The organism is Micromonospora okii (assembly GCF_020884795.1).
Lineage (GTDB): Bacteria > Actinomycetota > Actinomycetes > Mycobacteriales > Micromonosporaceae > Micromonospora > Micromonospora okii.
In genome coordinates this window covers 31,188-57,295 of sequence record NZ_BBZF01000023.1, presented here as the reverse complement: position 1 = coordinate 57,295, position 26,108 = coordinate 31,188, and the positions used below count along the sequence as shown (strand labels likewise).

The window sequence follows — 26,108 nt, the reverse complement described above, 5'->3', positions numbered from 1 at the left end:
GCTAGGCGTGCCCGTTGAAGGCGTCGCGCATCCGGGAGAAGAAGCCGCCCTGCTTGGACAGCTCGGCGACCTCCTCGCCCCGGGTCTTGGCGAAGTCCCGCAGCATCTTCTCCTGGTCGGCGTCGAGCTTGGTGGGGGTGCGCACGTCGAGGTGGACGTAGAGGTCGCCCCGGCCCGTGCCGCGCAGGTGCGGCACACCCCGGGCGCGCAGCCGCAGGGTGCTGCCCGGCTGGGTGCCGGCCTTGACGTCGACCGTCTCCTCGCTGTCGAGGGTCTTGATGGTCAACCGGGTGCCGAGCGCGGCGGCGGTCATCGGGACGGTGACCCGGCAGTGCAGGTCGTCGCCCTTGCGGGAGTAGACGTCGTGCGGGCGCTCGTGGATCTCCACGTAGAGGTCGCCGGCGGTGCCGCCGCCCGGCCCGACCTCGCCCTGCTGGGCCAGGCGGATACGCATGCCGTCCTCGACGCCGGCCGGGATCTTGACGGTCAACGAGCGGCGGGTGCGCACCCGCCCCTCGCCGGCGCAGGTCGGGCAGGGGTGCGGAATCGTGGTGCCGTGCCCCTGGCAGACCGTGCAGGGCCGGGCGGAGACCACCTGGCCGAGGAACGTGCGCTGCACCGACTGCACCTCGCCCCGGCCGCCGCACGCCTCGCAGGTGGCCAGGTGGGTGCCGGCGGCGGTGCCCGCGCCGGAGCAGGTGGTGCAGAGCACGGCGGTGTCGACCGTGATGGGCGCCTCGACGCCGAACGCGGTCTCGTGCAGGTCCAGCTCCAGCCGCAGGATCGCGTCCGCCCCGGGCCGGGTGCGCGGGCGCGGGCCCCGCGTGCCGCCCGCCGCGCCGCCGAAGAAGGCGTCCATGATGTCCTGGAAGCCGACGAACGGGCCGGCGCCGCCGGGCCCACCCGGACCGGCCCCGCCGCCGCCCGGGGCGAGCGGGTCGCCGCCCAGGTCGACGATCTGCCGTTTCCGGTCGTCCGAGAGGACCTCGTACGCGGCGTTGATGTCCTTGAACTTCTCCTGGGCCTCCGGGTCCGGATTCACGTCCGGGTGGAACTGCCGCGCCAGCTTGCGGTAGGCGCGCTTGATCTCGTCGTCGGAGGCTTCCCGGCTCACGCCGAGGATGCCGTAGTAGTCCCTGGCCACTGCGTCCCGTGTCCTCATGTTCGTCTCGCGTTGCGCCGGTCGTCGGCCGGAGCCGGCCGTCGGCCCTGACTGGTCAGTTCTGGGCCAGCAGCTCGCCCACGTAGCGTGCCACGGCTCGCACCGTGGCGATGGTGCCGGGGTAGTCCATCCGGGTCGGGCCGAGCACGCCCAGGCCGCCGAGCGCGGTCGTCCCCGGGCCGTACCCGGTGCTCACCACCGAGGCGGCGCGCAGGTTGTCGATCTCGTTCTCGTCGCCGATCAGCACCCGGGTGGTGGTCGACTCGGCCTCGCCGATGAGCTTGAGCATCACCACCTCCTCCTCCAGCGCCTCCAGGATGGGCCGCAGCGAGCCCTGGAAGTCGAGCAGGCCGCCCCGGGTCAGGTTGGCGGTGCCGGCCAGCGCGATGCGCTCCTCGTGCCGCTCGACCAGCGTCTCCAGCAGCACGGTGGAGAGCGTCGTCATGGCCGGGCGCAGGTGCGGGGACGACTCCTCGACCAGCGCCTGCACCAGGGGCGGGGTCTCCGACAACCGGCTGCCGACCAGCTTCTCGTTGACCAGCCGGCGCAGGTCGGTGACGTCGTCGTCGGGGACCGGCGCGGGCAGCTCGACCAGCCGCTGCTCGACCCGGCCGGTGTCGGCGATCATCACGAACATGAGCCGGGTGGTGGAGATCGGCACCAGCTCCAGGTGCCGCACCGAGGAGCGGGCGAGCGACGGGTACTGCACCACGGCGACCTGCCGGGTGAGCTGGGCCAGCAGCCGGACGGTGCGGTGCACCACGTCGTCGAGGTCGACCGCGCCGACCAGGAAGCGCTCGATCGCGCGGCGCTCGGCCGGGCTGAGCGGCTTGACCCGGGTCAGCCGGTCGACGAAGAGGCGGTAGCCCCGGTCGGTGGGCACCCGGCCGGCGCTGGTGTGCGGCTGCCGGATGTAGCCCTCCTCCTCCAGCACCGCCATGTCGTTGCGCACCGTCGCCGGGGAGACGCCGAGCTGGTGCCGCTCGACCAGGGACTTGCTCCCGACCGGCTCCTGGGTGGCGACGTAGTCCTCGACGATCGCTCGGAGCACGGCGAGCTTGCGGTCGTCCAGACCCACCCCTGCCACCTCCTGTCGCATGTCGGGCCGGTGGCCCGGCCCGCGCGGGCCGTCGCCGCCCGGTCGACGCCTGGCACTCGACTGTAACGAGTGCCAGTCTACGTCGGCCGCCCCGCCGTGGGTAAGATCAACGACGGACCATCGGTGCGTCCACCCGCACTCGGGGGCGACCCCGACCAGTGTCGCTCTCCCGCCCGCTTGCCGGCAGCCCCTACCGTGACGTGCATGACCCAACCACCTCGCCCTCCCGGCGCGGGCGACCCCGGCGACCACCCGCCCGAGGCGAACCCACCGACGGCGCCCTACGGCTCGCCGGCGGGCGAGCCCCCCACCGCACCGCTGTCCGGGCCGCCCACCACGCCGCCGGCGGACGGGCCGCCCACCGCACCGCTGTCCGGGGCGGCCGGCCATTCCCCGCCCGGTGACCAGCCACCGCCCGGCGGCTACGCCCCGCCCTTCGGCTACGCCCCGCCGGCCCACGACCAGCCCTCGGCGGGCGGTTACCCCCCGCCGGCCGGATATCCGCCGCCCGGCGGCTATCCCCCGCCCGGCGGTTATCCCCCACCGGGCGGCTATCCGCCCCCCGGCGGCTACCCCGGGGGCGCGTACTCCGCCCCGGGCGGCGGGTACGCCACCAACGACGACAAGACCTGGGCGCTGATCTCGCACTTCGGCGGCCCGCTCGGCGTCGTGGCCGGGGGCGGCCTGCTCGGCTGGGTCGCGCCGGTCATCGCGCTCGCCACCAAGGGCCAGCAGTCGCCGACCGTGCGCGCGCACGCCGTCGCGGCGCTGAACTTCCAGCTCACCTGGGCCATCGCCACGGTGATCGGCTACGTGCTGGCCATGATCACCTGCGGGCTGCTCTTCTTCGTCCCGCTGCTGGCGGGGCTGGTCCCGCTCGTCTTCGGGATCATCGGCGGGGTGAAGGCCAACGAGGGCACGCTCTACCGCTACCCGATGAGCTACTCCTTCGTGAAGTGACGCGGGAGCACGTGGCCGTTGGGTGACGCGACGCCCCGGCCGGCCCGCCCGCGCGGGGCCGCGCCGGGCGGGGCGTCCCGGTCAGGGCAGCAGGTCGCGGACGACCGCGTCGGCCAGCAGCCGGCCGCGCAGGGTGAGCACGGCCCGGCCGGCCGCGTGCCGCGCCGGGTCGAGCAGCCCCTCGGCCACGGCGCGCCGCGCGCCGGCCCGACCGGCGTCGTCCAGCACGTCCAGCGGCAGCCCGGAGGCGAGCCGCAGCCGCAGCATCACGTCCTCCATGTGCGCCTCGCCTCCGGTCAGCACCTCCCGGGCCAGGCCGGGCGACTCCCCCGCCGCCAGCCGCTTCGCGTACGCGCTCGGGTGCTTGACGTTCCACCAGCGCACCCCGCCGACGTGGCTGTGCGCCCCCGGGCCGAGGCCCCACCAGTCCCCGCCCGTCCAGTACAGCAGGTTGTGCCGGCACCGGGCCGCCGCCGAGCGCGCCCAGTTCGACACCTCGTACCAGGAGAAACCGGCCGCGCCGAGGGCGGCCTCCGCGGCCAGGTAGCGGTCCGCCGCCACGTCGTCCGAGGGGTACGGCAGCTCGCCGCGCCGCATCCGCGCGGCCAGCCGGGTGCCGTCCTCCACGATCAGCGAGTACGCGCTGACGTGGTCCACCCCGGCGGCCACCACCTGCTCCAGCGAGGCGGCGAAGTCCTCGCCGGTCTCCCCCGGCGTGCCGTAGATCAGGTCGAGGTTCACGTGGTCGAACCCGGCCTCGTGCGCCTCGGCCGCGGCGGCGGTGGCCCGACCCGGGCGGTGCCGGCGGTCGAGGATCGCCAGCACCCCGGGGGCGGCGGACTGCATGCCGAGCGAGATCCGGGTGTACCCGGCCGCGCGCAGCGTCCGCAGCGACTCCGGCGTGACCGACTCCGGGTTGGCCTCCGTGGTCACCTCGGCGTCGGCCGCCAGCCCCCAGGCGCGGTCGATGCCGTCGAGGATGCGGGCGAGGTCGTCGGAGGGGAGCAGGGTCGGGGTGCCGCCGCCGACGAAGACGGTGTCCACCCTCGGCGGCGGGGTGTCGCCCAGCACCCGGCGGGCGAGGGCCAGCTCGGCCAGCACCGCGTCGGCGTACGACTCGCGACTCGCCCCGCCGCCCAACTCCTCGGCCGTGTACGTGTTGAAGTCGCAGTAGCCGCACCGGCTGGCGCAGAACGGCACGTGCACGTACACGCCGAAGCCCCGCGCGCCGACGGCGCGGGTGGCGGGGGTGGGCAGCGAGCCGTCGACGGGGACGGCTTCGCCTTCTGGAAGGACGCCGGGCATGGCCACTAGTGTGCCCGCATGACCTCCTCGGACGCGCTCGTGCGGGTCGCCACGGCCCGCGGGGTGACCACCCTCACCCTGGACAGCCCCCACAACCGCAACGCGCTCTCCACGCCGCTGATGACCGAACTGCTGGCGGGGCTGGCCGCCGCCGTGGCCGACGACGCGGTCCGGGTGGTCGTGCTCGACCACACCGGCCCGGTCTTCTGCTCCGGGGCCGACCTGAAGGAGACCGCCGCCGCGTACGCCAGCGGGGCCGTGCCGGCCGGGATGCTCGGCGACGTGCTCGCGGCGGTCTGGGAGTGCCCGAAGCCCGTGGTGGCGCGGGTCGCCGGGCCGGCGCGGGCCGGCGGGCTGGGCCTGATCGCGGCGGCCGACCTGGCGCTGTGCGCGCGGGAGGCGACGTTCGCCTTCACCGAGGTCCGGCTCGGGGTGATCCCGGCGGTCATCTCGGCGACCGTGCTCCCCCGGCTGGCCCCCCGGGCCGCCGCCGAGCTGTACCTGACCGGCGACACCTTCGACGGCCGGCGGGCGGCCGAGATCGGCCTGGTGACGGCGGCCGTGCCGGCGGACGGGCTGGACGCGGAGGTGGCGCGGGTCTGCGCCTCGCTGGTGCGGGGCGCGCCGGGCGCGCTGGCCGGGGCGAAGGGGCTGCTGCGCCGCCCGCCGGCCGCCGACCTGCGGGCGGAGATCGCGGAGTTGGCCGAGCTGTCGACCGGGTACTTCCTCTCGGCGGAGGGGCGCGAGGGCGTGCTGGCCTTCCGCGAGAAGCGGGACGCGAGCTGGGTGCCGACGGACTGAGGCCGGGCCGGCGACGGCGTTAGCCCACCCCGGCCGCCGGGAAGAAAGCAGATCGGCGGGACACCGAAGACCAGGCGCCTTCCGCCGTCCTCGAAGGGCGACGCCTCGCGGACGAATGCGCAATATGGTCGACTCGCCACACAACGGAGTGAATCGGTCGGACGGGACGATCGGCGGTGCGGGCGACGTACTCTTGGCACAGCCGTCGAACAGGGGGTGCGGGTGCGAACTCGGGCAATCGTCGCGGCCGGTGTCGTGGTAGCGGTCCTCGCCGTCGTCGGGATCTGGCTGGTGGCCCGGCAGGTCGGTGGCAACCTGCGACTGCCCGTGGCCGGTCGCACGTGCACGGTCGAGGCGGACGGTCGGGTGCGGCTGGACGCGGACCAGATGGCCAACGCCGCCACGATCGCGGCGATCGGCGTCCAGCGGAAGATGCCGGAGCGCGCCGTGGTGGTGGCGCTCGCCACGGCCTACCAGGAGTCCGGGCTACGCAATCTCTCCAGCGGCGACCGGGACTCGCTGGGCCTGTTCCAGCAGCGGCCGAGCCAGGGCTGGGGCACGAAGGCGCAGATCAGCGACCCCCGGTACGCGACCAACAGGTTCTACGCCGCGCTCAAGCGGGTGCGCGGCTGGGAGGAGCTGCGGGTCACCGAGGCCGCGCAGCGGGTGCAGCGCTCGGCCTTCCCCGAGGCGTACGAGAAGTGGGCCGACGAGTCGGCGGTGCTGACCCGGGCGCTGCTCGGCGAGGCCACCGGCGCGGTGGCCTGCTCGGTGGGCTCGACGCCGGTGCTGCGTGGCGAGGCCGCGACGGCGGCGCTGGCCCGGGGCCTGACCCTCGACTGGGGGCTGCGGGAGACCGCGCCACCGGCCGACCTGACCGGCCTCGCGGTGCCGGCCGCCGACCTGCGCCACGGCTGGCGGTACGCGCACTGGCTGGTCTCGCACGCCTCCGACAACGGGGTGAAGCGGGTGCGCTTCGCCGGCCTGGAGTGGACCGCCCGGGGTGGCACGTGGAGCCGCGCCACCGACGCTCCGGCCACCGAGGAGCAGGTACTGGCGGAGGTCTTCGCCGACGCCTGACCCAGCCCGGATCTCCCTACCGACGGTCACCGCACAATCCGGCACGTAAGGCGAAAGCCGCAAAGCGGCGCGGGGATCTCACCCTCCGCTGCCACCCCACTGCCGATGGTTCCCGGCCCGGCCGTACCGCCGGGCGCGCCGCCGGTCCCCCGGCGCGGGCGCAGTAGCATCGGCCTCCTGTGCCAGAAATGTTCGCCTCATGGGGAGGGGTACTACGCGGTGTTCGATTACGACGGCCGGACCGGCTACGAGCCCATCAGCGACGACGCCCGCAAGGAGTTCCACGAGCAGGGCTTCCTCCTGCTGCGCAACGTGCTGACGGAGGACCACCGGGCCGCCCTGGAGGAGGCCGTCGACCGCGTCTACGCGGAGGAACAGGCCAAGGGCAACACCACCAAGGACGGCACCCTGCACCTGCTGGGCTTCCTGGAGCGGGACGAGCTCTTCGGCGAGCTGCTCACCCACCCCGTCGCCTTCCCGTACATGTGGGGCCTGGCGGGGTGGAACATCTACACCCACCACAACCACCTCGACGTCACCCCGCCGGCGGCGGAGCCGGAGAAGCCGTACTGGGGTTGGCACCAGGACGGGTACCGGCAGAACTCCGACCCGGAGACGATGGACCCGAACCTGCCCCGGCCGATGTTCTCGCTGAAGGTGGCGTACGTCCTCTCCGACCTGTCGGAGACCGGGCGCGGGGCGACCAAGGTGATCCCGGGCAGCCACCTGTGGAACTCGCTGCCCCGGCCGGACGACCTGACGGTGCACAACCCGGACCCGGAGGGCACGGTGGAGATCACCGCCAACCCGGGCGACGCGTTCATCTTCGACCGCCGCCAGTGGCACTCCCGGTCGACGAACCTCTCCACCATCACCCGCAAGATGCTCTTCGTCGGCTACACGTACCGGTGGATCCGCCCGCTGGACGAGCTGCACATCGACGCCGACGGCGAGTGGTGGGCCAACCGCACGCCCGTGCAGCGCCAGCTCTGCGGTGAGGGCACGCACACCGCCAACTACTGGGGCATCAACTGGAACGGGTACGTCGACGACGAGATCCCGCTGCGCAAGGAGCTGAAGGAGCGCGGCCTGCTGGACCGCAGCATCCCCTGGCTCCGCTGACGGTGTAAGGAAGGGCACCTTGTTAACGCCTACGGCATAGCAAGGTGCCCTTCTTGACGCCTGCGCCCCGCGTGGGCCCAGCGCCGGGCGCGGACCGGGCTGCGGGTCGGGGCCCGGCGCGCATCGTCACGCGAGCCGGCCCTCGGCCCCCGGGGCGAGGTCACGCGAGTCGGCGCTCGACCTTCCGGCGGACCGACTCCGGCAGCTCGGGGACGTCGAGCAGCCGGGGCAGCAACTCCGGCTCCAGAGTGGTCGCCCGGAACACCTCGCCCACGGTCACCCCGTGCGCCGGCCGCTGCACCACCTCCACCGGGTCGCCCGCGTCGGCCTCGCCCTCCCGCAGCACCCGCAGGTACGCCCCGGGCGCAGCCCGCACGGTGAACCGCCTGATCAGGTCGGGCACGCCCCAGAACCCGGCGAACGTCTTACACGGCGTACGCGGCTTGGTCACCTCCAGCAGCACCGAGCCGATCTGCCACCGCTCACCGATCACCGCGCCGGTCACGTCCACCCCGGACGTGGTCAGGTTCTCGCCGAAGGCGCCCGGCCCGATGTCGCGCCCCAGCTCGGCCGCCCACCAGGCCGCGTCCTCACTGGCGTACGCGTAGACCGCCTGGTCCGGGCCGCCGTGGTGGGCCCGCTCGCCGATGAAGTCCCCCACCACGCCGTCGGCGCGCAGCAGCACCGGCCCGGCCGCCGGCCGCTTGTCGATCCCGCTGCGGCCGCTCGCGTCGCCCGCCCACTCCGCCTCGGTCACCACGGCGAGATTCACCGTCACCACTCTGCCCGTCATGGCGTCAGCCTACGGCCCAGGCCCGCCGTGGAGCCTCGGGTGATCCCGCGCCGACCGCCCACCGGGGCGGTGAGAAGGGGCACCTTCTCTACCGTAGGCGTTAACAGGGTGCCCCTCCTTGCACCTCAGCCCTTGACGGCGCCCGCCACCAGGCCGCTGACCATCCGACGCTGCACCAGCAGGAAGAAGACGATCACCGGAAGGGTGAACAGGGTCGAGGCGGCCATCACCGGCCCCCAGGCGGTGTCGTCCCGACCGAAGAAGAAGGTCATCGCCACCGGGAGCGTGTAGCTGTCCTGGTCGTTGATGAAGGTCAACGCGAAGATCAGCTCGTTCCAGGCGGTGATGAAGGAGAAGATGCTGGTGGCGACCAGACCCGGGGCGACCAGCGGGAACAGGATGCGGCGGAAGGTCTGCGCCCGGGTCGCCCCGTCGATCGCCGCCGCCTCCTCCAGCTCCTTCGGCACGGCGGCGACGAAGCCGCGCAGCATCCAGACCGCGAACGGCAGCGAGAAGCCCAGGTACGTGAGGATCAGGCTGGGCAGGGTGTTGTAGAGGCCGAGCCGCTGGATCATCAGGAACAGCGGGATGACCAGCGCCTCCAGCGGGATCATCTGCACCACCAGCAGCATGATCAGGAAGCTGGTGCGCAGCTTGAACCGGAACCGGGCCACGGCGGTCGCCGCGAGCAGCGCGACGAGGCCGCTGAGCACCACGGTGGACACCGCGACGATCGCGCTGTTGAGGAAGAAGTCCGCGAAGGTGACGCCGGGGATCAGGTTGCCGGTGAGGATCTGCCGGTAGTGCTCCAGCGTCGGCTCGGTCGGCACCGGCCGGGGCGTGCCCGAGAAGATCTCCCGGTTCGGCTTGAGCGACGTCGCGATCATCCAGTAGACCGGGAACGCCGCGAAGAGCGCCACCAGCAGGCCCGCCCCGTTGAGGGCGAACCGCTTCACCATCGCGCCGCGCTTCACGACTCCTCCTCCTGCTTGAGCACCATCCGCACGTAGAGGCCGGTCACCAGCAGCAGGATCAGCGTGAGGATGACGGCGATCGCCGCGCCCAGCCCGTACTTGGGCGGCGGGGAGAACGCCTCGGCGTACGAGTAGATCGAGAGCATGAACGTCGGCCGGTCCTGGGTGCCGCCGGCCAGCACGAACTGCTGGGTGAAGACCTTGAAGTCCCAGATGGTGGAGAGCACCACCAGGATGCCGAAGACCGGGCGCAGCAGCGGGAAGGTGATCCTCCAGAAGACCTTCCACGGGCCGGCCCCGTCGACCCGGGCGGCCTCGTGCAGCTCGCTCGGCACGCTCTTCAGCCCGGCCAGCACGCTGACCGCGATGAACGGGAACGAGTGCCAGACCACCACGAGGGCGAGGATCGAGAAGAACAGCAGCGGCGAGTTGAACCAGCCGTACCCGGTCCAGTCGCTGCGGCCGAACAGGGCGTTCGACAGACCGTCGGGCAGGGCGTTGAACAGCCAGGTCACCAGGCCCGACGTGTCGTCGAACAGCCACTTCCAGACGATGGTGCCGGTCAGCGCCGGGGTGGCCCAGGCCAGCATCACGCAGCTCGCCACGAAGGTGGCCATCCGCTTGCCGAGCCGGTTGAGCAGCAGCCCGACCAGGGTGCCCAGGATCATCGTGAGCGCCACGGTGGCCACGGCGAAGAGCACCGTGTTGCGCAGCACCGTGAAGAAGAACGGGTCGCTGAGGATCTCGGCGTAGTTGTCGAACCCGACCCAGGGCCATTCCCGGTCGCCGCGCAACTGCCGGACGTTGTCGAGCTTGAAGAAGGACATCGCCACGACCTGGCCGAGCGGCCACAGCAACAGCGCCGCGATGATCACCAGGCAGGGCAACAGGAGCAGGTAGGGCAGGCGATCGACCCGGCGACGCCGCCGCGCGGGGGTCTCCCGCGCGGCGGGCGTCTCCGGCGCCTGGGTCAGCGTGGTCACTTCGCGTTGAGGACGCTTTCCATCTCGGCGGCCGCGTCGGCGGTGGCCTTCTCGACCGTCTTCTGACCCTTGATGACCGAGCTGTTCATGGCCTGGGTCACCGTCTTGGTGCGGCTGACCTCGACCCACTTCGGGGTGAGCGGGGTCAGCTTGGTGTTCTGGAGGGCGGTGGCGAAGGCCGCCATGACCTTGTCGTTGGCGTACTCGCCGCCGCCGACGAGGTCCGAGTAGACCGGGAAGAAGCCGAGGCTGCTGGCGTACTCCTTGTCCTTCTGCTTGCTCAGCAGCACGGTCAGGTAGTCCCAGGCGAGGTCCTGCTTCTTGCTGTCCTTCCACAGGGCGATGTCCGAGCCGCCGGCGAAGGCCGGGGCCGGCTTGCCGTCCGGCCCGGGGATGGGAAAGGTGCCCCAGACCTTCTCGATCTCGGGGTTGTCCTTCTTGATCGCGCCGCCCTGCCAGCTTCCGGCGAAGGCCATCGCCGCCTTGCCGGTGGCGAACTGGGTCCGGGCGTCGATCTCGTTCCAGGCGGCGGCGGCCGGCGGGGCGACCTTGTGCACGGTGACCAGGTCGGTCCAGAACTTGACCGCCTTCTGGGCCTCCGGCGTGGTGTAGCCGGACTTCCAGGTGTCGCCCTGCTGGGTGGCGATCTCGCCGCCCGCGCCCCACAGGAAGGAGTAGAACGGCAGCTCCGAGTTGCCGGGCAGCGCGATGCCGTAGGTGCCCGGCTTCTTGGCCTGGACGGCCTTCGCGACGGTGACCAGCTCGTCCCAGCTCGTCGGCGGCTTCACGCCGGCCTCGGCGAACCAGTCGGTGCGGTAGTAGATCGCGCGGACGCCGGCGTACCACGGCACGCCGTACTGCTTGCCGTCGAGCTGGGCGTTCTTCACGAGGTCAGGGAGGATGTCCTTGCCCTCGGCCCAGGAGCCGAACTTTCCGGTGACGTCGGCGAGCGCCTCCTGGGCGGCCCAGCCCTGGGTCTCGGTGTTGCCGAGCTCGGTGACGTCGGGGCCCTCACCGCCGGCGAGCGCCGCCTGGAACTTCTTCGGCGCCTCGAGCCAGGGAATGTACTGGACGACGACGTCGGTGTCGGGGTGCTTCTTCTTGAACTCGGTCTCGACGCCGTCGAGGAAGGAGGTCTGCGCCTCGCTGCCCTCGCCCATCATCCAGACCGTCAGCTTGCTGGTGTCGGCGGCCTTGTCGTCCCCGGAGCCGCCGCACCCGGCCAGCACCATCGCGGCCGACGCCATCACGGCAGTGACCGGGGCCAGCCGTTTCCACGTGTTCACGCCACATCTCCCTCGCGCCGTCTTGGCACTTACCTTCTCCGCCGCACCTTAGTAGGAAAATTTCCTTTACGACAGGGGGCGGGAGGGGGCGAGGCGACGGTACCGGAGGCCGGGGGTCCAGGGGCAGTACCGGCGGGGTGGAACCGGGCGTACACATGCGAACGGGCACCCGACCACGCAGGTCGGGCGCCCGTTCGCGAGCTGTGGACGATTACCGGTGGGTGACGCCGCGACGACGGCCCACACCGGCGACGACCGCGACCGCGATGGCGGCGACCACGACCTGGACCAGCAGCTCGCCCCAGTCGACACCGGAGGTGCTGGTCGAGATGCCGATGGCCCGGGCCAGCACGGTGCCGAGCAGGGCGGCGCCCACGCCGACGAGCATGTGCAGCCAGATCGGCATGTCCTGCCGGCCCGGCACGACGAGGCGGCCCAGCGCGCCCACGATCAGACCGACGATGAGCGCGGTGATGATTCCGGTAACGGTCACGGTCGTTCTCCTCAGAAAGCTTCAGCCAGTGTTGTTTGCTGCCGTGGCCCCTAAATTCCCGGGGGGCCAGAAATCCAAACACGTCATCCAACAACTCTTGCGCAGCGGCGCCGCTGTGGCGCGTACCACCTGGTCAGCACCCCTTTGATCATCCTCCACAGGGGTTCGCGCGGCACCTCTCCGGCGGCCGTCGGCACCTTTCTGCGAGGAAAGGGCGACAGTTTTCCGGGCCGGCGGCGGGGCGGCGCGGGCGGCCCGCACAACGCGAAGGGCGCCCGACCGGAATGGTCGGGCGCCCTTTCGACGATGCGCCGGCGCGGCGCTTACCGGTGGCTGACGTTGCGGCCTTACCGGTGGCTGACGCTGCGGCGACGGCCGACGCCCGCGACCAGGGCCACGGCGATGGCGGCCAGCACGACCTGGACCAGCAGCTCGGCCCAGTCGATCCCGGAGGTCTCGGTGGCGATGCCCATGGCCCGGGCGAGCACCGTGCCGAGCAGGGCGGCGCCCACACCGATCAGCATGTGCAGCCAGATCGGCATGTTCTGCCGGCCCGGGACGACGAGGCGACCCAGAGCGCCGACGATGAGACCAACAACGAGCGCGGTGATGATGCCCCAAACGGTGAGGTCCACGGTCGCCCTCCTCCTCAAGAAGTATCGCAACGGTGTGTTGCTGCGGTGATGGCCGCTAAGTTCCCGAGGGCCCGAAAATCCAAACCGGGCGGGCGCGCCTTCCACTGCCGCACGTCGATGCAGTCCGCCCGCCTAGGCCACGTAACCGCAGGTCAGCGAAGCTGACATCGATCGGCGGCGCACGGCGGCGGCGAGGAAAATTCCTTCCGGTACGCCCGGCGGGGCACTCACGCCGGGACGGCGGGGCAGCCCGGCGCGATCACTTCGCGTGCCGGGCCGCCCCGGGTCGCTCACTTCTTGCCGGCGGCCTTGCCGTCGCCCGAGTCGGAGGAGAGGGCGGCGATGAATGCCTCCTGCGGCACCTCGACCCGGCCGACCATCTTCATCCGCTTCTTGCCCTCCTTCTGCTTCTCCAGCAGCTTGCGCTTACGGCTGATGTCACCGCCGTAGCATTTGGCGAGCACGTCCTTGCGGATCGCCCGGATGGTCTCCCGGGCGATGACCCGGCTGCCGATGGCCGCCTGGATCGGCACCTCGAACTGCTGCCGGGGGATCAGGTTGCGCAGCTTCGCGGCGATGGTGACGCCGTAGTTGTACGCCTTGTCCTTGTGCACGATGGCGCTGAACGCGTCCACCGGCTCGCCGTGCAGCAGGATGTCCACCTTGACCAGGTCGGACGCCTGCTCGCCCGAGGGCTCGTAGTCCAGTGAGGCGTAGCCCTTGGTGCGGCTCTTGAGCTGGTCGAAGAAGTCGAAGATGATCTCCGCGAGGGGCAGGGTGTAGCGCAGCTCCACCCGGTCGGCGGAGAGGTAGTCCATGCCCAGCAGGCTGCCCCGGCGGCCCTGGCACAGCTCCATCACCGCGCCGATGTAGTCGTTCGGGGTGAGGACGGTGGCCCGCACCACCGGCTCGTACACCTCGGCGATCTTGCCCGTCGGGTACTCGCTCGGGTTGGTCACGACGATCTCCTGGCCGTCCTCCGTGATGGCCCGGTAGACCACGTTCGGCGCGGTGGAGATCAGGTCGAGGTTGTACTCCCGCTCCAGCCGCTCCCGGATGATCTCCAGGTGGAGCAGGCCGAGGAAGCCGCAGCGGAAGCCGAAGCCGAGCGCGCCCGACGTCTCCGGCTCGTAGTCGAGCGCGGCGTCGTTGAGCTTGAGCTTGTCCAGCGCCTCCCGCAGGTTCGGATAGTCCGAGCCGTCGATCGGGTAGAGGCCGGAGTAGACCATCGGCTTCGGGTCCTTGTAGCCGCCCAGGGCCTCCGTCGCCGGCCGGGAGTTGATGGTGACCGTGTCGCCGACCCGGGACTGGCGGACGTCCTTCACGCCGGTGATCAGGTAGCCCACCTCGCCGACGCCGAGCGCGTCGGCCTTCACCATCTCCGGGGAGATGACGCCGATCTCCAGCAGCTCGTGGACGGCGCCGGTGGACATCATCTTGATCCGGTCGCGTGCGCTGATCCGACCGTCGATCACCCGGACGTAGGTGACCACGCCCCGGTAGACGTCGTACACCGAGTCGAAGATCATCGCCCGGGCGGCCGCGTCGGCCTCGCCGACCGGCGGGGCGAACTGCCGGACGATCTCGTCGAGCAGGTGCGGCACGCCGACGCCGGTCTTGCCGGAGACCCTGATGCAGTCCGCCGGGTCGCCCCCGATGAGGTGGGCCAGCTCCTCGGCGTACTTCTCCGGCTGCGCGGCCGGCAGGTCGATCTTGTTGAGCACCGGGATGATGCGCATGTCGTTCTCGAGGGCCAGGTAGAGGTTCGCCAGGGTCTGCGCCTCGATGCCCTGGGCGGCGTCGACCAGCAGGATCGCGCTCTCGCAGGCCGCGAGGGACCGGGACACCTCATACGTGAAGTCGACGTGCCCCGGGGTGTCGATCATGTTGAGGACGGCCTGCTCGCCGGCCCGGTCGCCCTCGCGGATCGTCCACGGCATCCGCACGGCCTGGCTCTTGATGGTGATGCCGCGCTCGCGCTCGATGTCCATCCGGTCGAGGTACTGCGCGCGCATCTGCCGTGGGTCGACCACCCCGGTGAGCTGCAACATCCGGTCGGCCAGGGTCGACTTCCCGTGGTCGATGTGGGCGATGATGCAGAAGTTCCGGATGCGCGCCGGGTCGGTGGCACCAGGAGCGTTCGCGCCGGAATCGAGCGTCGGTGGCACAGCGGTCCGTTCTGGTCGGCTGACGTGAGCGGGCCGGCGCGACGCCGGCCCCCTCTATGCTCCCACGCCGCCCCGGACCCGGTCGGATCACTCCACCCGGCTGCCGGGCGGCTCACTCTCCCCGGGCCGGATAGTCCGATCCGGCCGGGCCGGACGGCTCGACGGCTCGCGCCGTCCGGGTCGCCGGTTCACTGCGTCCGGGCCGGCGGCTCACTCCTCCGGGTCGGCGGCTCACTCCTCCGGGTCGGCGGCTCACTCCTCCGGGTCGGCGGCTCACTCCTCCGGGTCGACGGCTCACTCCTCCGGCGGCTCGGCGAAGAGGGCGGCCAGCTTCGGCAGCCGGCGGTGGGCCTCCTCGACGTCGTCGAAGTCCCAGAACTCGCCCAGCTCCGGGTAGGGCGTCTCCGGCACGGCCGGCAGCTCGCTGGCGGTCGCCCTCCGGTACGCCTCCTCGGCGACCGTGAGCATCCGCTCCGCCTCGAACTCCTCGCCGCTGACCGCCGCCTGGCGGACGCGCGGCAGCTCGGCCAGCGAGTCCGGGTCGGCCACCGCGCGGGCGAAGACCTCCCGCCCCTGGGTCATCAGCCAGCCCCGGAAGGACTCGAACCCGTCGTCGGAGGCACCCCCGTTGATCAGGTACGCCGCGCCCCAGAGATCGGCCCGGTAGGAGGCGGCCAGCACCCGGCGCTGGTGCCGCGCGTACCCGACGATGTCCTCGGCCTCGCGCTCGGCCAGCAACGCGACCGCCCGCGCGGCGACCGCGCCGGCCGCCCCGCCCCCGCCGGCCCGGGCCCGGTCGATCAACTGCCAGAAGTCGTCGGTCCTCATGGCCTGGCAGTCTGACAGAGCCGCCCACGGACCGGGCGCGCCACGGCGGGGACGGCGGCGCGGGCGCGGCTGCGGCAGCATGGGTCGGGTGGCCCCGATCTCACTGCCCCCGGTGCGGTACGACGCGACCGCGCAGCGGCCCGCCTGGGCGGAGCTGCCCGCCGGGCTCCGGGCGGCGGTGACCGCCCGGCTGGGCGCGCCGGTCTCCGAGGCCCGGGTGGCCGGCGCCGGGTTCACCCGGGGCTTCGCCGCCGTGCTGGAGACCGCCGACGGGCGGCGCACGTTCGTCAAGGCGGCGTCGCTGGCCGAGCAGCGGCACCTCGTCGACTGGTACGCCCGGGAGGCCGCCGTCCTGGATCGGCTCCCCGCCGGGCTGCCGGTCCCCCGCCCGCGCTGGAGCGTCGCGGCGGCCGGCTGGTACGCGCTCGGCCTCGACGCGATCGACGGTCGCACCCCGGCGCTGCCGTGGGCCCCGGCCGACCTCGACGCGACCCTGGCCGGGTACGCGGAGGTGGCCGCCGCGCTGGCCGACCCGCCCCCCGACCTGGCGGCGCTCGGCCTGCCCCGCCTCGCCGACCTGGCACGCGAGGACATCCTCTGGTGGGGCGAGGTGGCCGCCGGTCGGGAGCCGGCCCCGGAGCTGCCGCCCGGGGCGCGGGGCCGGCTGCGCGAGCTGGTCGCGCTGGAGTCCCGCCTGCCCGGGTACGCGGAGCGGGGCGGCCTGGCCGCGCCTGCTGACCGGAGCGGCCCGGTCGGGCAGGGCGGCCTGGCCCACGGCGACCTACGGCTGGACAACGTGCTCATCGACCCGGCCGGGCGGGCCTGGTTCTGCGACTGGAACTGGATCTGCCACGGCCCCGCCTGGTTCGACCTGGTCAGTCTGCTGATCACCGCCCACGCCAGCGGCCTCGACGCCGACGGGCTGTTCGCCGCGCACCCGGCAACGGCCGGCGCTCCCCCGGACGCCCTCGACGTGACGCTCGCCGCACTCTCCGGCTACCTGCTCACCTCGGCCGCCGCCGGCCCGACCACCGCGTCCCCGCACATCCGGGCGCATCAGCGCTGGAGCGGCGAGCAGGCCGTGGGCTGGCTCGCCGCCCGCCAGGGCTGGGCATCCGCCCAGCTCAGGCACCCGCCGGCCTGAGCCGTCCCGGCTCGTCGGGCTTGACTCATTCTGGCTCGCCGGGCCGGGCCGTTCTGGCGTGCTCGGGCCGGGCCTTTCTCGCTGCTCGGGCTGGGCGTTTCTCACTGCTCGGGCCGGGCCGTTGTGGCTGCTGGGGCCGAGCCGTTTTGGCTCGTCGGGGCGGACCTGGTAACCTGGCTTTTCGCGCAGCGATGACGCATGCTCGTCGCGCGCAGAAGCAGACCAACCCGAGCTATAAGACGAGGCTGTCGCGTGGCGAACATCAAGTCCCAGATCAAGCGCAACCGGCAGAACGAGAAGCGCCGGCTGCGTAACAAGTCGGTCAAGTCGTCGCTGAAGACCGCCATCCGCAAGTTCCACGAGGCTGCGGAGGCCGGTGACACCGAGAAGGCCACCGTCCTCATGCAGGACGCCTCCCGGAAGCTGGACAAGGCGGTCAGCAAGGGCGTGATCCACTCGAACCAGGCGGCCAACCGCAAGTCGGCGATCGCCAAGCGCGTGGCATCGTTCTCCGCCTGACCGGCGACCAGAAGACCTGACCGGAAGCCCCCGGGGACCATCCCAGGGGGCTTCCGGTCTTTTCGTACCGACGCCGCCCTGCCCACCCGCAGCCCGGCCAGCGCTGGCCCTGCCCGACGGGCACGCCCGCTGGCCCGGCCTGCCCGGCCTGCCCGCCGGGCACGCCCGGCGGGCTGCCGCGCCATGTCGCCGGCACGGCGCGATCCGACCCACTCGGATACCGCCATGTCGCCTACCTGGCGCGGCCCGAGCGCCTACCTGGCGCAGCCCGAGCCGTTACCTGGCGCGGCCCGAGCCGGAGATCGGCCGGATCAGGGGCGAGCGTCGGGCTCCGAGTCGGGGCGGGGGTCGACGAGGACGCCCGGAAAGGCGCGCCGAACCACACGCGAAGCCGAACGCGGGGGCGAGATCGGCGCGTCGCGCTCATCGTCACGCGGGCCGGCGACGCCGACCGCACCCCGGCCGGCCACGCCCCGGTCAGACAGGGCCCGGCCGACCGCGCCCCGGTCAGGCGCACTCCCCCCGACCGCACCCCGGCCGGAGGCGCTGCGGCCGATCACGCCCCGGCCGGAGTCGCTGCGGCCGATGACACCCTGCTCGAAGGCGGTCCGGCCGGTCACGCCCCGGGCGGAGGCGCTCCGGCCGATGACGCCCTGCTCGGAGGCGCTCCGGCCGATCAGGCCCGGTTCAGGGGCACCCCGGGCAGCGGCGAGCGCGCCCGCGTGACCGACCGCGCCCACGGCGGCACCCCCACGGTCGACGGCGCCCGGGGCCCACACCGGGGCGCGGCCGACTGCGGGTTCCATCTGCCGGCGGAACCGGTCGCGCTCCTGCTCCGGCACCAGCGCGGCCGTTCGGACCACCATCTCGGCCACCATGTCGTTGAGCTTGACCATCGCCGCCACGGCTGCGGGCAGGACGAGCACGGCCCACCAGGTCACCAACTCGGCCAGGGCGAGCAGCGCGGCCAGCGACACGGCCCCCTCGAAGAAGACGAAGCACAGCACCCCGCCGGGGTTGACGAAGCGCAGGCCGAGGGCGCGGGCGTACAGAGGGCGGTACCGCTCCTCCTCGGCGGCGACCGTCGTCCACGACGCCCGGCCCGGCCGGGTCACCGGGCGCCGCCCTGCCGGGCCGCCGCGACCGAGAAGACCGCCCGCTCCAGCGCGTACGCCCGGTCGTCCGAGCCGCCCTTGACCGCCGCGTTGCACTCGGCGGCGGCCTGCATCGCGCGCACCAGGCCCTCCGGGGTCCAGCCCCGGGCCCGTTGCTGGGCGCCCTTGATCTTCCAGGCCGGCATTCCGAGGGTGCTCGCCAACTGGTACGGGTCGCCCCGCCCCGCTGCGGCGACCCGCGCGACGGTGCGCACGCCGTCGGCGAGCGCGTCGGCGATCGGAACCGGGTCGACGCCGACGTGCAGCGCCCAGCGCAGCGCCTCCAACGCCGCCGGGACGTCGCCGACCATGGTGGCGTCCGCGACGGTGAAGCCGCTCACCTCCACCCGGCCCCTGTAGTAGCGGGACACGGTGTCGGCCCCGATCCGCCCGTCGGTGTCGGCGATGAGCTGGGAGCAGGCGGCGGCCAGCTCGCGCAGGTCGGTGCCGACCGCCGCGATGAGCGCCTCCGCCGCGTCCTCGGTGCACTTGCCGCCGGCCCGGCGGATCTCGTCCCGGACGAAGGCCACGCGCTCGCGGTGGCCCTTGAGCTTCGCCGCCGGCACCACGGTCGCGCCCGCCGCCCGCAGCCCGTCCGCGAACGCCTTGCCCTTGGCCCCACCGAGGTGCAGGACGACGAGCTGGACCTCGGGATCGGGATCCTTCGCGTACGCCAGCAGGGCCGCGGCCAGGTCCTTCTTGGCGTCCTGACCGGCGCGCAGCACGAGCACCCGGCGTCCGCCGAACAGCGACGGGCTGAGCATCTCGGCGATCTCGCCGACGGTCAGGGTGCCGGCCTGGTACTCCCGGACGTCCACGTCGGGGTCGACGCTGCGGGCCCTCGCCACCGTCTCGGTCACCGCGCGCGTGGCGAGCAGCTCCTCGTCGCCGAGAACGAGCAGAATGGGGGCGAGGTCGGCTGCGGTCACGCCGCCCATATTCGCACGCCGGCTCCGCCGATCGTGCCTGCTCATCCGGCCCTACGGCGGCCAAGCCCGCACTCAACGCAAATCCAGACATTCGCCTCGTTCTCCTCCAATGCCTCAATGGCCGTCGATCCTCACGGCTGCCGCCCCGGCGGGGTGCCCCGGACCACCACGGCCAGCCCGTCGCCGCCGACGACCACCGCCGCGTCGCCGTCGGTGTCCGTGCGCAGCACCCGCGCCCCGCCCCTGGCGATCCGGGCGAGCACGGCGACGTTCGGGTGCCCGTACGAGTTGCCCACCCCGACCGGCACCAGCGCGACCCGGGGCCGGACCGCGTCCAGGAACGCCGGGTCCTGGTACGCGGAGCCGTGGTGGGCGACCTTCAGCACGTCGGCCCGCACGCCGCCCGGCGGCAGCCGGTCGAGCAGGGCCCGCTGTTCCTCCGTCTCGGCGTCCCCGGTGAGCAGGATGCGCACCCCGGCCACCGTGGCGCGCAGCACCAGCGAGTTGTTGTTCGGGTCGGACCGGGTGCCCCGCAGCGGGTACGGCGGCCCGAGCACGACCAGCTCCACGCCGCCCGCCCGGTACGCCCACCCCGCCGCCACCGGTGCCAGAGCGGCCCCGCCCGCCTGCGCGGCGGCCCGCACCAGGTCCCGCCCCGCGTCGGGCTCGGCCCACTGCGGGACCCGCACGGCCGCGACCCGCCGCCCCCGGAAGACCCCGGCCACGCCGCCGGTGTGGTCGACGTGGAAGTGGCTGATCAACAGCAGGGGCACCTCCCGTACGCGGAGCCGCCGTAGGCAGCCGTCCACCGCCGCCGGGTCCGGGCCGGCGTCGACCACGACGGCCCGGCCGGCTGCCACCGGCAGCACCAGTGCGTCCCCCTGGCCCACCGCGCACGCCACCGCGACCCAGCGGGCCGGCGGCCAGCCCCCGGCGACCAGGCGGACGGGCAGCGTGCCGGCGATCACCGCGACGGCGACCACCGCCACCAGCCGGCGCAGCACCGGCCGACGGGTGGCGACCAGCAGCGCCAGGGTCAGCCCGGCCAGCAGCATCGCCCCGGCCGCGCCGTCCGGCCAGGGCAGCGTGCCCGCCGGCAGCCGCGCGCCGTACCGGGCCACCACGACCAGCCACCAGGCCGGCCAGCTCGCCAGCCACGCCGCGAACTCCGCGCCCGCCGGCCAGGCCGGGGAGAGCACCGCCGCCGCGACCCCGAGCACCGTGGCGGGCGCGATCGCCGGGACGGCCAGCAGGTTCGCCGGCACGGCCACCAGGCTCACCGTGCCGGAGATCCCGGCGACCACCGGACCGCAGGCGAGCTGCGCGGCGGCCGGCACGGCCAGCGCCTCCGCCAGCCCGGCCGGCACGCCCCGGCGACGCAGGCCGTCGCGCCAGGCGGGCGCGAGCAGCAGCAGACCGGCGGTGGCCAGCACCGACAGGGCGAACCCGGGGTCGCCGGACAGCTCCGGGTCGTGGAGCACCAGCGCGGCGACCGCCGCGGACAGTGCCGGCAGGGCCGCCCGGGGACGGCCGGCGGCCAGCGCCGCGAGGCCGATCGCGCCCATGGTGGCCGCCCGCATCACGCTGGGCGAGGGGCGGACCAGAATCACGAAGCCGACCAGGGCCAGCCCGCAGAGCCCGGCCGCCGCCCAGGGACCGGCCCGGGACCAGCGGGCCAGCAGCAGCACCGCCCCGACGACGATCGCGACGTTGGAGCCGGACACGGCGTTGAGATGGGTCATCCCGGTCGCCCGGAAGTCCTCCTCCACGGTCGGCGGCAAGCGGCTGGTGTCGCCCACCACCAGGCCGGGCAGCAGCCCGCCCTGGTCGTCGGGAAGCGGCTCGCAGGCCCGTTGCAGGCCGGCCCGGAGCGTGCCCGCCGCCCCCTGCGACCAGGGCGGCGGCCCGTGGAGCGTCGGCGGAGCCCGGACCGTCAGCACCGCCGCCGTCAGGTCGCCGCCGCGCGGCGCGGCGAGCCGCCCCTCGGCGGTGAGCCGCTGCCCGGGGAGCAGGTGCCGCCACGCCGGATCGGTGGCGAGCAGCAGGAACCGCAGCGGCGCGGCGACGCGTACCCCGTCGGGGCCGGTCACCGCGACCAGCTCGGCCCGCACCAGCAGGGTGGCCGGGCGGCCCGCGACGCCCCGGATCGGCCGTGGGTCGTCCCGCACGACCAGCTCGGCGCTGACCGTGGCCCGGTCGTCGACGAGGACGCGGACGGCCGGGGCGTCCCGGACGGCGAGCCGGGCGGCCGTCGCCGTGGCCCCGCACACGACGCCGAGCAGCAGCGCCACGGCGATCCAGCCGTACCGGCGCACGGGGGCCGCCGGACGCCCCAGCACGCCGAGCAGGTGCGCCGCGGCGACGGCGGCCAGCCCGGCGGCGACGGCCGCGAGCAGCGCCGCCGACCGGGTGCTCAGGTGCAGCCCGGCCAGCGCGGCCAGCCAGGCGGCCACGGCCAGCCCGGCCAGCCGCAGGTCGGGCGGCGCGGCGGGACCGAGCGCCACGGCGGTCGGTGTGGTAGGTCCGGGTGGCCCGGCGGCCGGTCCGGGCAGTCCAGGCGACCCAGGCGGCGCGGCGGCCGGTCCTGCCGGTCCGGGCGGCCCAGGTGTGACGGGCGGGCCGGTGGCGTTCGGGCGGGCGCTCCCGCTCACACCGTCACCAGTTCCTTGAGCTGCTCGTACCGGGCGTCGCCGATGCCCTCCACCTGACGCAGGTCACCCACCGAGCGGAACCCGCCGTTGCGGTCGCGGTGGTCGAGGATGCGCTGCGCGAGCACCGGCCCCACCCCGGGCAGCGCGTCGAGCTGGGCGAGGGTGGCGGTGTTCAGGTTGACCGGGCCGGCGCCGGCCGGCGCGCCCGCACCGGCGGGCTGACCGGGGGCGGCCGGGGCGGCCGGGGCGGCGTTCGGCTGGCCCGCCGGGGCGGCGACGCCGACCAGGATCAGCTCGCCGTCGGTGACCTTGCGGGCGGGGTTGAGCAGCGCCACGTCCACGCCCGGCAGCGCGCCCCCGGCCGCCTGCACCGCGTCGCCGACCCGGGCACCGGCCGGCACGCGGACCAGCCCGGGTCGGCGTACCTTGCCGGCGACCGCCACCACGAGCTCGCCGCCCGGCGTCGGGCCGCCGGTCTTCGCCCCCGCGTCGACGGGTGCCTCCGCCACGGCGGCGCTGGACGCCTCCACCGCGACCGGCTCGGCCTGGGGCCGGGAGCGCCACGCCCAGAAGCCGGCACCGAGCACCACCGCCACCGCGACGGCGGCCAGCGCCCGCACGCCGCGCCGCCCGGGGTCGAAGGCGCCGGGCCCCGGCAGGCGGGAGCGCAGCGGCTCGGCCTCGGGTGCGGGGTCGGGCTCGCCGGGGTGCGCCGTGGCGTCGCTCGGGGACAGTCCGGGGACGAAAGACGGCTCGGAACGGCGGGCGGCCCGTCGCCCCGGGCCAGGGTGCCTTTCCCCCGGCCACGGCACCGGCCGCTCGACTGCCGGTCCGCCCGCCGGAGGCCACCGGTCCTCCGGCGGAAGCCACGTGTTCGGCGGCATCACCGCCGGCCGCTCCGGCAGTGGCGCGGCCACTGTGGGCGGCTCGACGGCCGGGTCCGCCGGAGCGGTCGGCGCGGCCGAAGGCTCGATCGGCACGGCCGGGGGCTTCGGGGCCTCGGCCGCTGCCGGGCCGGCCGCGAGCCACCGCAGCCGCCGCACGACCGTCTCCTCGTCGTCTGACACGGCGCGAGGCTAGGCACGGAGGCCGACGACCCGGGCCCCCTCATCCGGAACCTGTGGACAACGGGAGCCGCTGTGGACAACCGCCTGATCATGCCCACCGTGTGCTATGGGTCAAGCCGGGAGAGCAGGGCGACGACCAGGGACGGCCGCCCGAACGACGTGCGGGCCGGCGAGCGCCCGGCTCAGTCGGCGTCGGGCGGCGCGGGGCGGCGGTGCACGACGACGCAGGCCAGTCGCGGTCCGGTGTGCGCGGCGATCACCGCGCCGGCCTCCGTGACGTACGCCGAGCGGAGCCGCTCGCCGAGCCGGTCGGTGAGCGCCGCGAGGAGCCCGGCGGCGCGCTCCGGGGCGGCCAGGTGGTGCACGGCGAGGTCCACGTCGGCGTCCCCGGCCGCCTCGACGGCGAGGTCGACCAGGCGGGCAACGCCCCGGCTGGCGGTGCGCACCTTGTCCCGGACCACGATCGCCCCGTCCGGCATGTGCATGATCGGCTTCACCGACAGGGCGGTGCCGAGCAGCGCCTCGGCGGCCCCGATCCGGCCGCCCCGGCGCAGGAACTCCAGCGTGTCGAGGTAGAAGTAGATGGTGGTGCGGTCGATCGCGTCGACCGCCGCCCCGCGTACCTCGGGGAGGTCGGCACCCCCGGCGGCGGCCTCGGCGGCGGCGAGGACCGGGAAGCCGAGGCCCATTCCGGTGGAGCGGCTGTCGACCACGGCGACCCGGTCGCCGAACTCGGCGGCGGCGAGCCGGGCCCCCTCCACCGTGCCGGACAGCTCGGCCGACAGGTGCACCGACACCACCCCGCCGGCACCGGCGTCGAGCAGCCGGCGGTACGCCCCGGCGAACTGCTCCGGCGAAGGCTGCGACGTGCTGACCGAGACCCGCCGGCCGCTCAGTGCCCGGGTGGCGTCTTCGGGGGACGTCTCGACGCCCTCCAGCCCCTCCGCGCCGTTGAGCACCACCGTCAGCGGGACGACGGTGATCCGGCGCGCGCGCACCAGCTCGGGCGGGAGGTAGGCGGTGGAGTCGGTGACGACCGCGACGGGCATGCCCGGCACGCTAGCCGATCCCTCTCCCGGCCATCCGGGGCGGGCGGCCCACCGCGACCGACGCGACACCCCGGCCGACCGGAGCCGGGCGGGGGTCGGGCGGGCTCAGACCGCCTCGGCCGGTGCCTGCGCAACGGGCACGCCGACGTTGTGCGCCCGCAAGTGCCAGCCCCGAAGGTCGTTGTGGCGCAGCTCCGTCCAGTGGCAGTTGCTCAGGGAGCCGAACGACCGCAGCACCTCGTGACCCCAGCCGAGCAGGTGCCCGCAGCCCTGTCGGGCCCCCGCGCCGTGCGTGGCGACCACGACGGTGCCGCCCGGCGCCTCGTCGGCCGCGTCCTGGAGGGCGGTGCCGATCCGTTTGCCGAGGTCGTCGAGGCTCTCGATGCCCGATCCGGGATCGGGGTCGCCGGCCCGCCAGCGCGCGTACTCGTCGGGGTGGCGCTCGGCCACCTCGGTGAGCGCGAGCCCCTGCCAGAGCCCGAAGTGCCGCTCGCGCAGGCGGGCGTCGACGCGTACGGGCAGCCCGGTCAGCGCCGCCAGGGCGGCGGCGGTGTCGGCGGCGCGGCTGAGGTCGCTGGTCACGATCGCGTCGGGACGCAGCGCCGCGAGCAGCGGCGCGGCGGCGGCGGCCTGCTGTCGGCCGAGGTCGTTGAGCGACACGTCCGTCTGCCCCTGCACCCGGCCGCCGGCGTTCCAGTCGGTGTTGCCGTGCCGCCAGACGATCAGTCGGGTCATTCGGCGCTGGTGTTGCCGGCGGCGGCCTCCGCCTCGACCAGGTCCCGGTCCACGAACGGGATCTGCGGGCAGTCCTTCCAGAGCCGGTCGAGGGCGTAGAACTCGCGCTCCTCGGTGTGCTGGACGTGGACCACGATGTCGACGTAGTCGAGCAGCACCCAGCGCCCGCCCCGCTCGCCCTCGCGCCGGACCGGCTTGGCCTTCTCCGGCAGCTCCAGCAGCCGCTCCTCGATGGCGTCGACGATGGCCAGCACCTGACGCTCGTTGGGGGCGGCGGCGAGCAGGAAGGCGTCGGTGATGGCGAGCTGGTCACCCACGTCGATGATGACGATGTCCTGCGCCTTCTTGTCGGCCGCGGCCTGCGCGGCGGCCATCGCCAGCTCGTGAGCGCGTTCGGAAACTGTCACCGTTCTCCTTCGATCAACCGTGCGACCCTCCAAGCGTCTCACACCCGCCGACGCGACGACTTGTCAGTTCTGGTCGATTATCCGGACGAACGGGCGCGTACCGGGCGGGCTCACGGCTGATAGAGGCGCCGTTTCGCGATGTACTGCACCACACCGTCGGGCACCAGGTACCAGACCGGCTCTCCCCGGGCCACCCGGTCCCGGCAGTCGGTGGACGAGATGGCCATGGCCGGGACCTGGACCAGGCTGACCGCGTCGTCGGGCAGGTGCGCGGCGGAGAGCTCGAAGCCGGGCCGGGTCACCCCGACGAAGTGCGCCAGGGCGAACATCTGGTCGAGATCCTTCCAGGACAGGATGCGCTCCAGCGCGTCCGCCCCGGTGATGAAGTAGAGCTGCACCTTCGGGCCGTACTCGGCGTGCAGGTCGCGCAGTGTGTCGACGGTGTACGTCGGCCCGCCCCGGTCGATGTCCACCCGGCTGACCTGGAACCGGGGGTTCGAGGCGGTGGCGATCACCGTCATGAGGTAGCGGTCCTCGGCCGGGGTGACGGCCTGCTCCGCCTTCTGCCACGGCTGCCCGGTCGGCACGAACACGACCTCGTCCAGCCCGAACCGGTCCGCCACCTCGCTGGCCGCGACCAGGTGACCGTGGTGGATCGGGTCGAACGTGCCGCCCATGATCCCGACCCGCCGGATGTCTTCCTCCATCCGAAGATCGTATGCCGGGCCCCGGCCAATGGCCCCGCCCGGCCGGATCCGCCCCCC

General features: G+C 74.0%; 24 protein-coding genes and 1 pseudogene. 6 read left to right on the top strand and 19 right to left on the bottom strand.

The features are described from left to right. Window position 1: 1 nt before the first annotated feature. The gene (gene dnaJ / locus LPU43_RS22245; protein ID WP_229402602.1) at window positions 2–1,144 is read right to left on the bottom strand and encodes a molecular chaperone DnaJ; all 1,143 of its coding nucleotides are present in this window, start codon (window positions 1,142–1,144) and stop codon (window positions 2–4) included. A gap of 73 nt (window positions 1,145–1,217) precedes the next feature. Then, the gene (gene hrcA / locus LPU43_RS22240) at window positions 1,218–2,240 is read right to left on the bottom strand and encodes a heat-inducible transcriptional repressor HrcA (RefSeq protein WP_229402446.1); all 1,023 of its coding nucleotides are present in this window, start codon (window positions 2,238–2,240) and stop codon (window positions 1,218–1,220) included. A gap of 225 nt (window positions 2,241–2,465) precedes the next feature. On the opposite strand from hrcA, the gene LPU43_RS22235 reads away from it, so the two are divergent. Next, the gene (locus LPU43_RS22235; RefSeq protein WP_229402445.1) at window positions 2,466–3,221 is read left to right on the top strand and encodes a DUF4870 domain-containing protein; all 756 of its coding nucleotides are present in this window, start codon (window positions 2,466–2,468) and stop codon (window positions 3,219–3,221) included. Window positions 3,222–3,302: 81 nt separating this feature from the next. Here LPU43_RS22235 and hemW read toward each other — a convergent pair whose 3' ends face one another. Then, complete coding sequence (gene hemW, locus LPU43_RS22230; RefSeq protein ID WP_229402444.1) at window positions 3,303–4,526, bottom strand: radical SAM family heme chaperone HemW; 1,224 nt, start codon at window positions 4,524–4,526, stop codon at window positions 3,303–3,305. A gap of 18 nt (window positions 4,527–4,544) precedes the next feature. Here hemW and LPU43_RS22225 point away from each other — a divergent pair, with 18 nt between their 5' ends. The 3 genes from LPU43_RS22225 (at window position 4,545) to LPU43_RS22215 (ending at window position 7,529) form a co-directional block, all read left to right on the top strand. Continuing rightward, on the top strand, window positions 4,545–5,327 hold the full coding sequence (locus LPU43_RS22225; protein ID WP_229402443.1) for an enoyl-CoA hydratase-related protein: 783 nt from the start codon (window positions 4,545–4,547) through the stop codon (window positions 5,325–5,327). 216 nt (window positions 5,328–5,543) lie between these two features. Next, window positions 5,544–6,407: a hypothetical protein gene (locus LPU43_RS22220; RefSeq protein ID WP_229402442.1), complete on the top strand. Its 864-nt coding sequence runs from the start codon at window positions 5,544–5,546 to the stop codon at window positions 6,405–6,407. A 219-nt stretch (window positions 6,408–6,626) separates the two neighbouring features. Next, window positions 6,627–7,529 carry a phytanoyl-CoA dioxygenase family protein gene (locus tag LPU43_RS22215; protein WP_229402441.1) on the top strand — a complete coding sequence of 301 codons (903 nt, stop codon included), beginning with the start codon at window positions 6,627–6,629 and terminating at the stop codon, window positions 7,527–7,529. A gap of 160 nt (window positions 7,530–7,689) precedes the next feature. Here LPU43_RS22215 and LPU43_RS22210 read toward each other — a convergent pair whose 3' ends face one another. The 8 genes from LPU43_RS22210 to LPU43_RS22175 all read right to left on the bottom strand — a co-directional run bounded on the left by LPU43_RS22210 (window position 7,690) and on the right by LPU43_RS22175 (window position 15,689). Further along, window positions 7,690–8,322 carry an MOSC domain-containing protein gene (locus tag LPU43_RS22210; RefSeq protein ID WP_229402440.1) on the bottom strand — a complete coding sequence of 211 codons (633 nt, stop codon included), beginning with the start codon at window positions 8,320–8,322 and terminating at the stop codon, window positions 7,690–7,692. 125 nt (window positions 8,323–8,447) lie between these two features. Continuing rightward, a complete protein-coding gene (locus LPU43_RS22205; RefSeq protein ID WP_229402601.1) occupies window positions 8,448–9,281 on the bottom strand; it encodes a carbohydrate ABC transporter permease in 834 nt (277 codons plus the stop codon). Window positions 9,282–9,292: 11 nt separating this feature from the next. Next, window positions 9,293–10,279 (bottom strand): carbohydrate ABC transporter permease, encoded by a 987-nt coding sequence (locus LPU43_RS22200; RefSeq protein ID WP_229402439.1) that lies wholly within the window; start codon window positions 10,277–10,279, stop codon window positions 9,293–9,295. Beyond that, a complete protein-coding gene (locus LPU43_RS22195; protein WP_229402438.1) occupies window positions 10,276–11,565 on the bottom strand; it encodes a sugar ABC transporter substrate-binding protein in 1,290 nt (429 codons plus the stop codon). Before LPU43_RS22195 ends, LPU43_RS22200 begins: the two co-directional genes overlap by 4 nt. A 211-nt stretch (window positions 11,566–11,776) precedes the next feature. Beyond that, window positions 11,777–12,058: a GlsB/YeaQ/YmgE family stress response membrane protein gene (locus LPU43_RS22190; RefSeq protein ID WP_229402437.1), complete on the bottom strand. Its 282-nt coding sequence runs from the start codon at window positions 12,056–12,058 to the stop codon at window positions 11,777–11,779. Window positions 12,059–12,405: 347 nt separating this feature from the next. Continuing rightward, a complete protein-coding gene (locus LPU43_RS22185) occupies window positions 12,406–12,693 on the bottom strand; it encodes a GlsB/YeaQ/YmgE family stress response membrane protein (RefSeq protein WP_229402436.1) in 288 nt (95 codons plus the stop codon). 290 nt (window positions 12,694–12,983) lie between these two features. Continuing rightward, window positions 12,984–14,861 carry a translation elongation factor 4 gene (gene lepA / locus LPU43_RS22180; protein WP_229402435.1) on the bottom strand — a complete coding sequence of 626 codons (1,878 nt, stop codon included), beginning with the start codon at window positions 14,859–14,861 and terminating at the stop codon, window positions 12,984–12,986. Window positions 14,862–15,155: 294 nt separating this feature from the next. Next, window positions 15,156–15,689 (bottom strand): DUF4240 domain-containing protein, encoded by a 534-nt coding sequence (locus LPU43_RS22175; protein WP_229402434.1) that lies wholly within the window; start codon window positions 15,687–15,689, stop codon window positions 15,156–15,158. Between the two features lie 79 nt (window positions 15,690–15,768). On the opposite strand from LPU43_RS22175, the gene LPU43_RS22170 reads away from it, so the two are divergent. Then, complete coding sequence (locus LPU43_RS22170; protein ID WP_373321781.1) at window positions 15,769–16,833, top strand: phosphotransferase family protein; 1,065 nt, start codon at window positions 15,769–15,771, stop codon at window positions 16,831–16,833. A gap of 252 nt (window positions 16,834–17,085) precedes the next feature. Further along, window positions 17,086–17,352, top strand: coding sequence for a 30S ribosomal protein S20 (rpsT, locus tag LPU43_RS22165; protein WP_229402432.1), 267 nt, complete (start codon window positions 17,086–17,088; stop codon window positions 17,350–17,352). A gap of 677 nt (window positions 17,353–18,029) precedes the next feature. On the opposite strand, the pseudogene LPU43_RS22160 reads toward rpsT, so the two are convergent. The 8 genes and pseudogenes from LPU43_RS22160 to nadD form a co-directional block, all read right to left on the bottom strand. Next, a pseudogene (locus tag LPU43_RS22160) lies at window positions 18,030–18,467 on the bottom strand (hypothetical protein); the annotation flags it as partial. Continuing rightward, complete coding sequence (gene holA, locus LPU43_RS22155; RefSeq protein WP_229402431.1) at window positions 18,464–19,444, bottom strand: DNA polymerase III subunit delta; 981 nt, start codon at window positions 19,442–19,444, stop codon at window positions 18,464–18,466. The gene holA and the pseudogene LPU43_RS22160, both read right to left, overlap by 4 nt. 122 nt (window positions 19,445–19,566) lie before the next feature. Then, a complete protein-coding gene (locus tag LPU43_RS22150) occupies window positions 19,567–21,939 on the bottom strand; it encodes a ComEC/Rec2 family competence protein (protein WP_229402430.1) in 2,373 nt (790 codons plus the stop codon). A 143-nt stretch (window positions 21,940–22,082) separates the two neighbouring features. Continuing rightward, window positions 22,083–22,970, bottom strand: coding sequence for a ComEA family DNA-binding protein (locus LPU43_RS28800; protein WP_373321793.1), 888 nt, complete (start codon window positions 22,968–22,970; stop codon window positions 22,083–22,085). A 365-nt stretch (window positions 22,971–23,335) separates the two neighbouring features. Beyond that, the gene (locus tag LPU43_RS22140; RefSeq protein ID WP_229402429.1) at window positions 23,336–24,202 is read right to left on the bottom strand and encodes a DegV family protein; all 867 of its coding nucleotides are present in this window, start codon (window positions 24,200–24,202) and stop codon (window positions 23,336–23,338) included. A 105-nt stretch (window positions 24,203–24,307) separates the two neighbouring features. Beyond that, complete coding sequence (locus tag LPU43_RS22135) at window positions 24,308–24,937, bottom strand: histidine phosphatase family protein (RefSeq protein ID WP_229402428.1); 630 nt, start codon at window positions 24,935–24,937, stop codon at window positions 24,308–24,310. Beyond that, window positions 24,934–25,344, bottom strand: coding sequence for a ribosome silencing factor (rsfS, locus tag LPU43_RS22130; RefSeq protein WP_229402427.1), 411 nt, complete (start codon window positions 25,342–25,344; stop codon window positions 24,934–24,936). The genes LPU43_RS22135 and rsfS overlap by 4 nt, the downstream gene beginning before the upstream one ends. Window positions 25,345–25,454: 110 nt before the next feature. Further along, complete coding sequence (gene nadD, locus LPU43_RS22125; protein WP_229402426.1) at window positions 25,455–26,051, bottom strand: nicotinate-nucleotide adenylyltransferase; 597 nt, start codon at window positions 26,049–26,051, stop codon at window positions 25,455–25,457. Window positions 26,052–26,108 lie beyond the last annotated feature (57 nt).

Bases quoted from the DNA above. Each gene is read 5' to 3' on its own strand.
- LPU43_RS22235 (WP_229402445.1), top strand. From the start codon at position 2,466: ATGACCCAACCACCTCGCCCTCCCGGCGCGGGCGACCCCGGCGACCAC.
- hemW (WP_229402444.1), bottom strand. From the start codon at position 4,526: ATGCCCGGCGTCCTTCCAGAAGGCGAAGCCGTCCCCGTCGACGGCTCG.
- LPU43_RS22225 (WP_229402443.1), top strand. From the start codon at position 4,545: ATGACCTCCTCGGACGCGCTCGTGCGGGTCGCCACGGCCCGCGGGGTG.
- LPU43_RS22210 (WP_229402440.1), bottom strand. From the start codon at position 8,322: ATGACGGGCAGAGTGGTGACGGTGAATCTCGCCGTGGTGACCGAGGCG.
- LPU43_RS22205 (WP_229402601.1), bottom strand. From the start codon at position 9,281: ATGGTGAAGCGGTTCGCCCTCAACGGGGCGGGCCTGCTGGTGGCGCTC.
- LPU43_RS22175 (WP_229402434.1), bottom strand. From the start codon at position 15,689: ATGAGGACCGACGACTTCTGGCAGTTGATCGACCGGGCCCGGGCCGGC.
- LPU43_RS22170 (WP_373321781.1), top strand. From the start codon at position 15,769: ATGGGTCGGGTGGCCCCGATCTCACTGCCCCCGGTGCGGTACGACGCG.
- holA (WP_229402431.1), bottom strand. From the start codon at position 19,444: ATGGGCGGCGTGACCGCAGCCGACCTCGCCCCCATTCTGCTCGTTCTC.
- LPU43_RS28800 (WP_373321793.1), bottom strand. From the start codon at position 22,970: ATGCCGCCGAACACGTGGCTTCCGCCGGAGGACCGGTGGCCTCCGGCG.
- LPU43_RS22140 (WP_229402429.1), bottom strand. From the start codon at position 24,202: ATGCCCGTCGCGGTCGTCACCGACTCCACCGCCTACCTCCCGCCCGAG.
- LPU43_RS22135 (WP_229402428.1), bottom strand. From the start codon at position 24,937: ATGACCCGACTGATCGTCTGGCGGCACGGCAACACCGACTGGAACGCC.
- nadD (WP_229402426.1), bottom strand. From the start codon at position 26,051: ATGGAGGAAGACATCCGGCGGGTCGGGATCATGGGCGGCACGTTCGAC.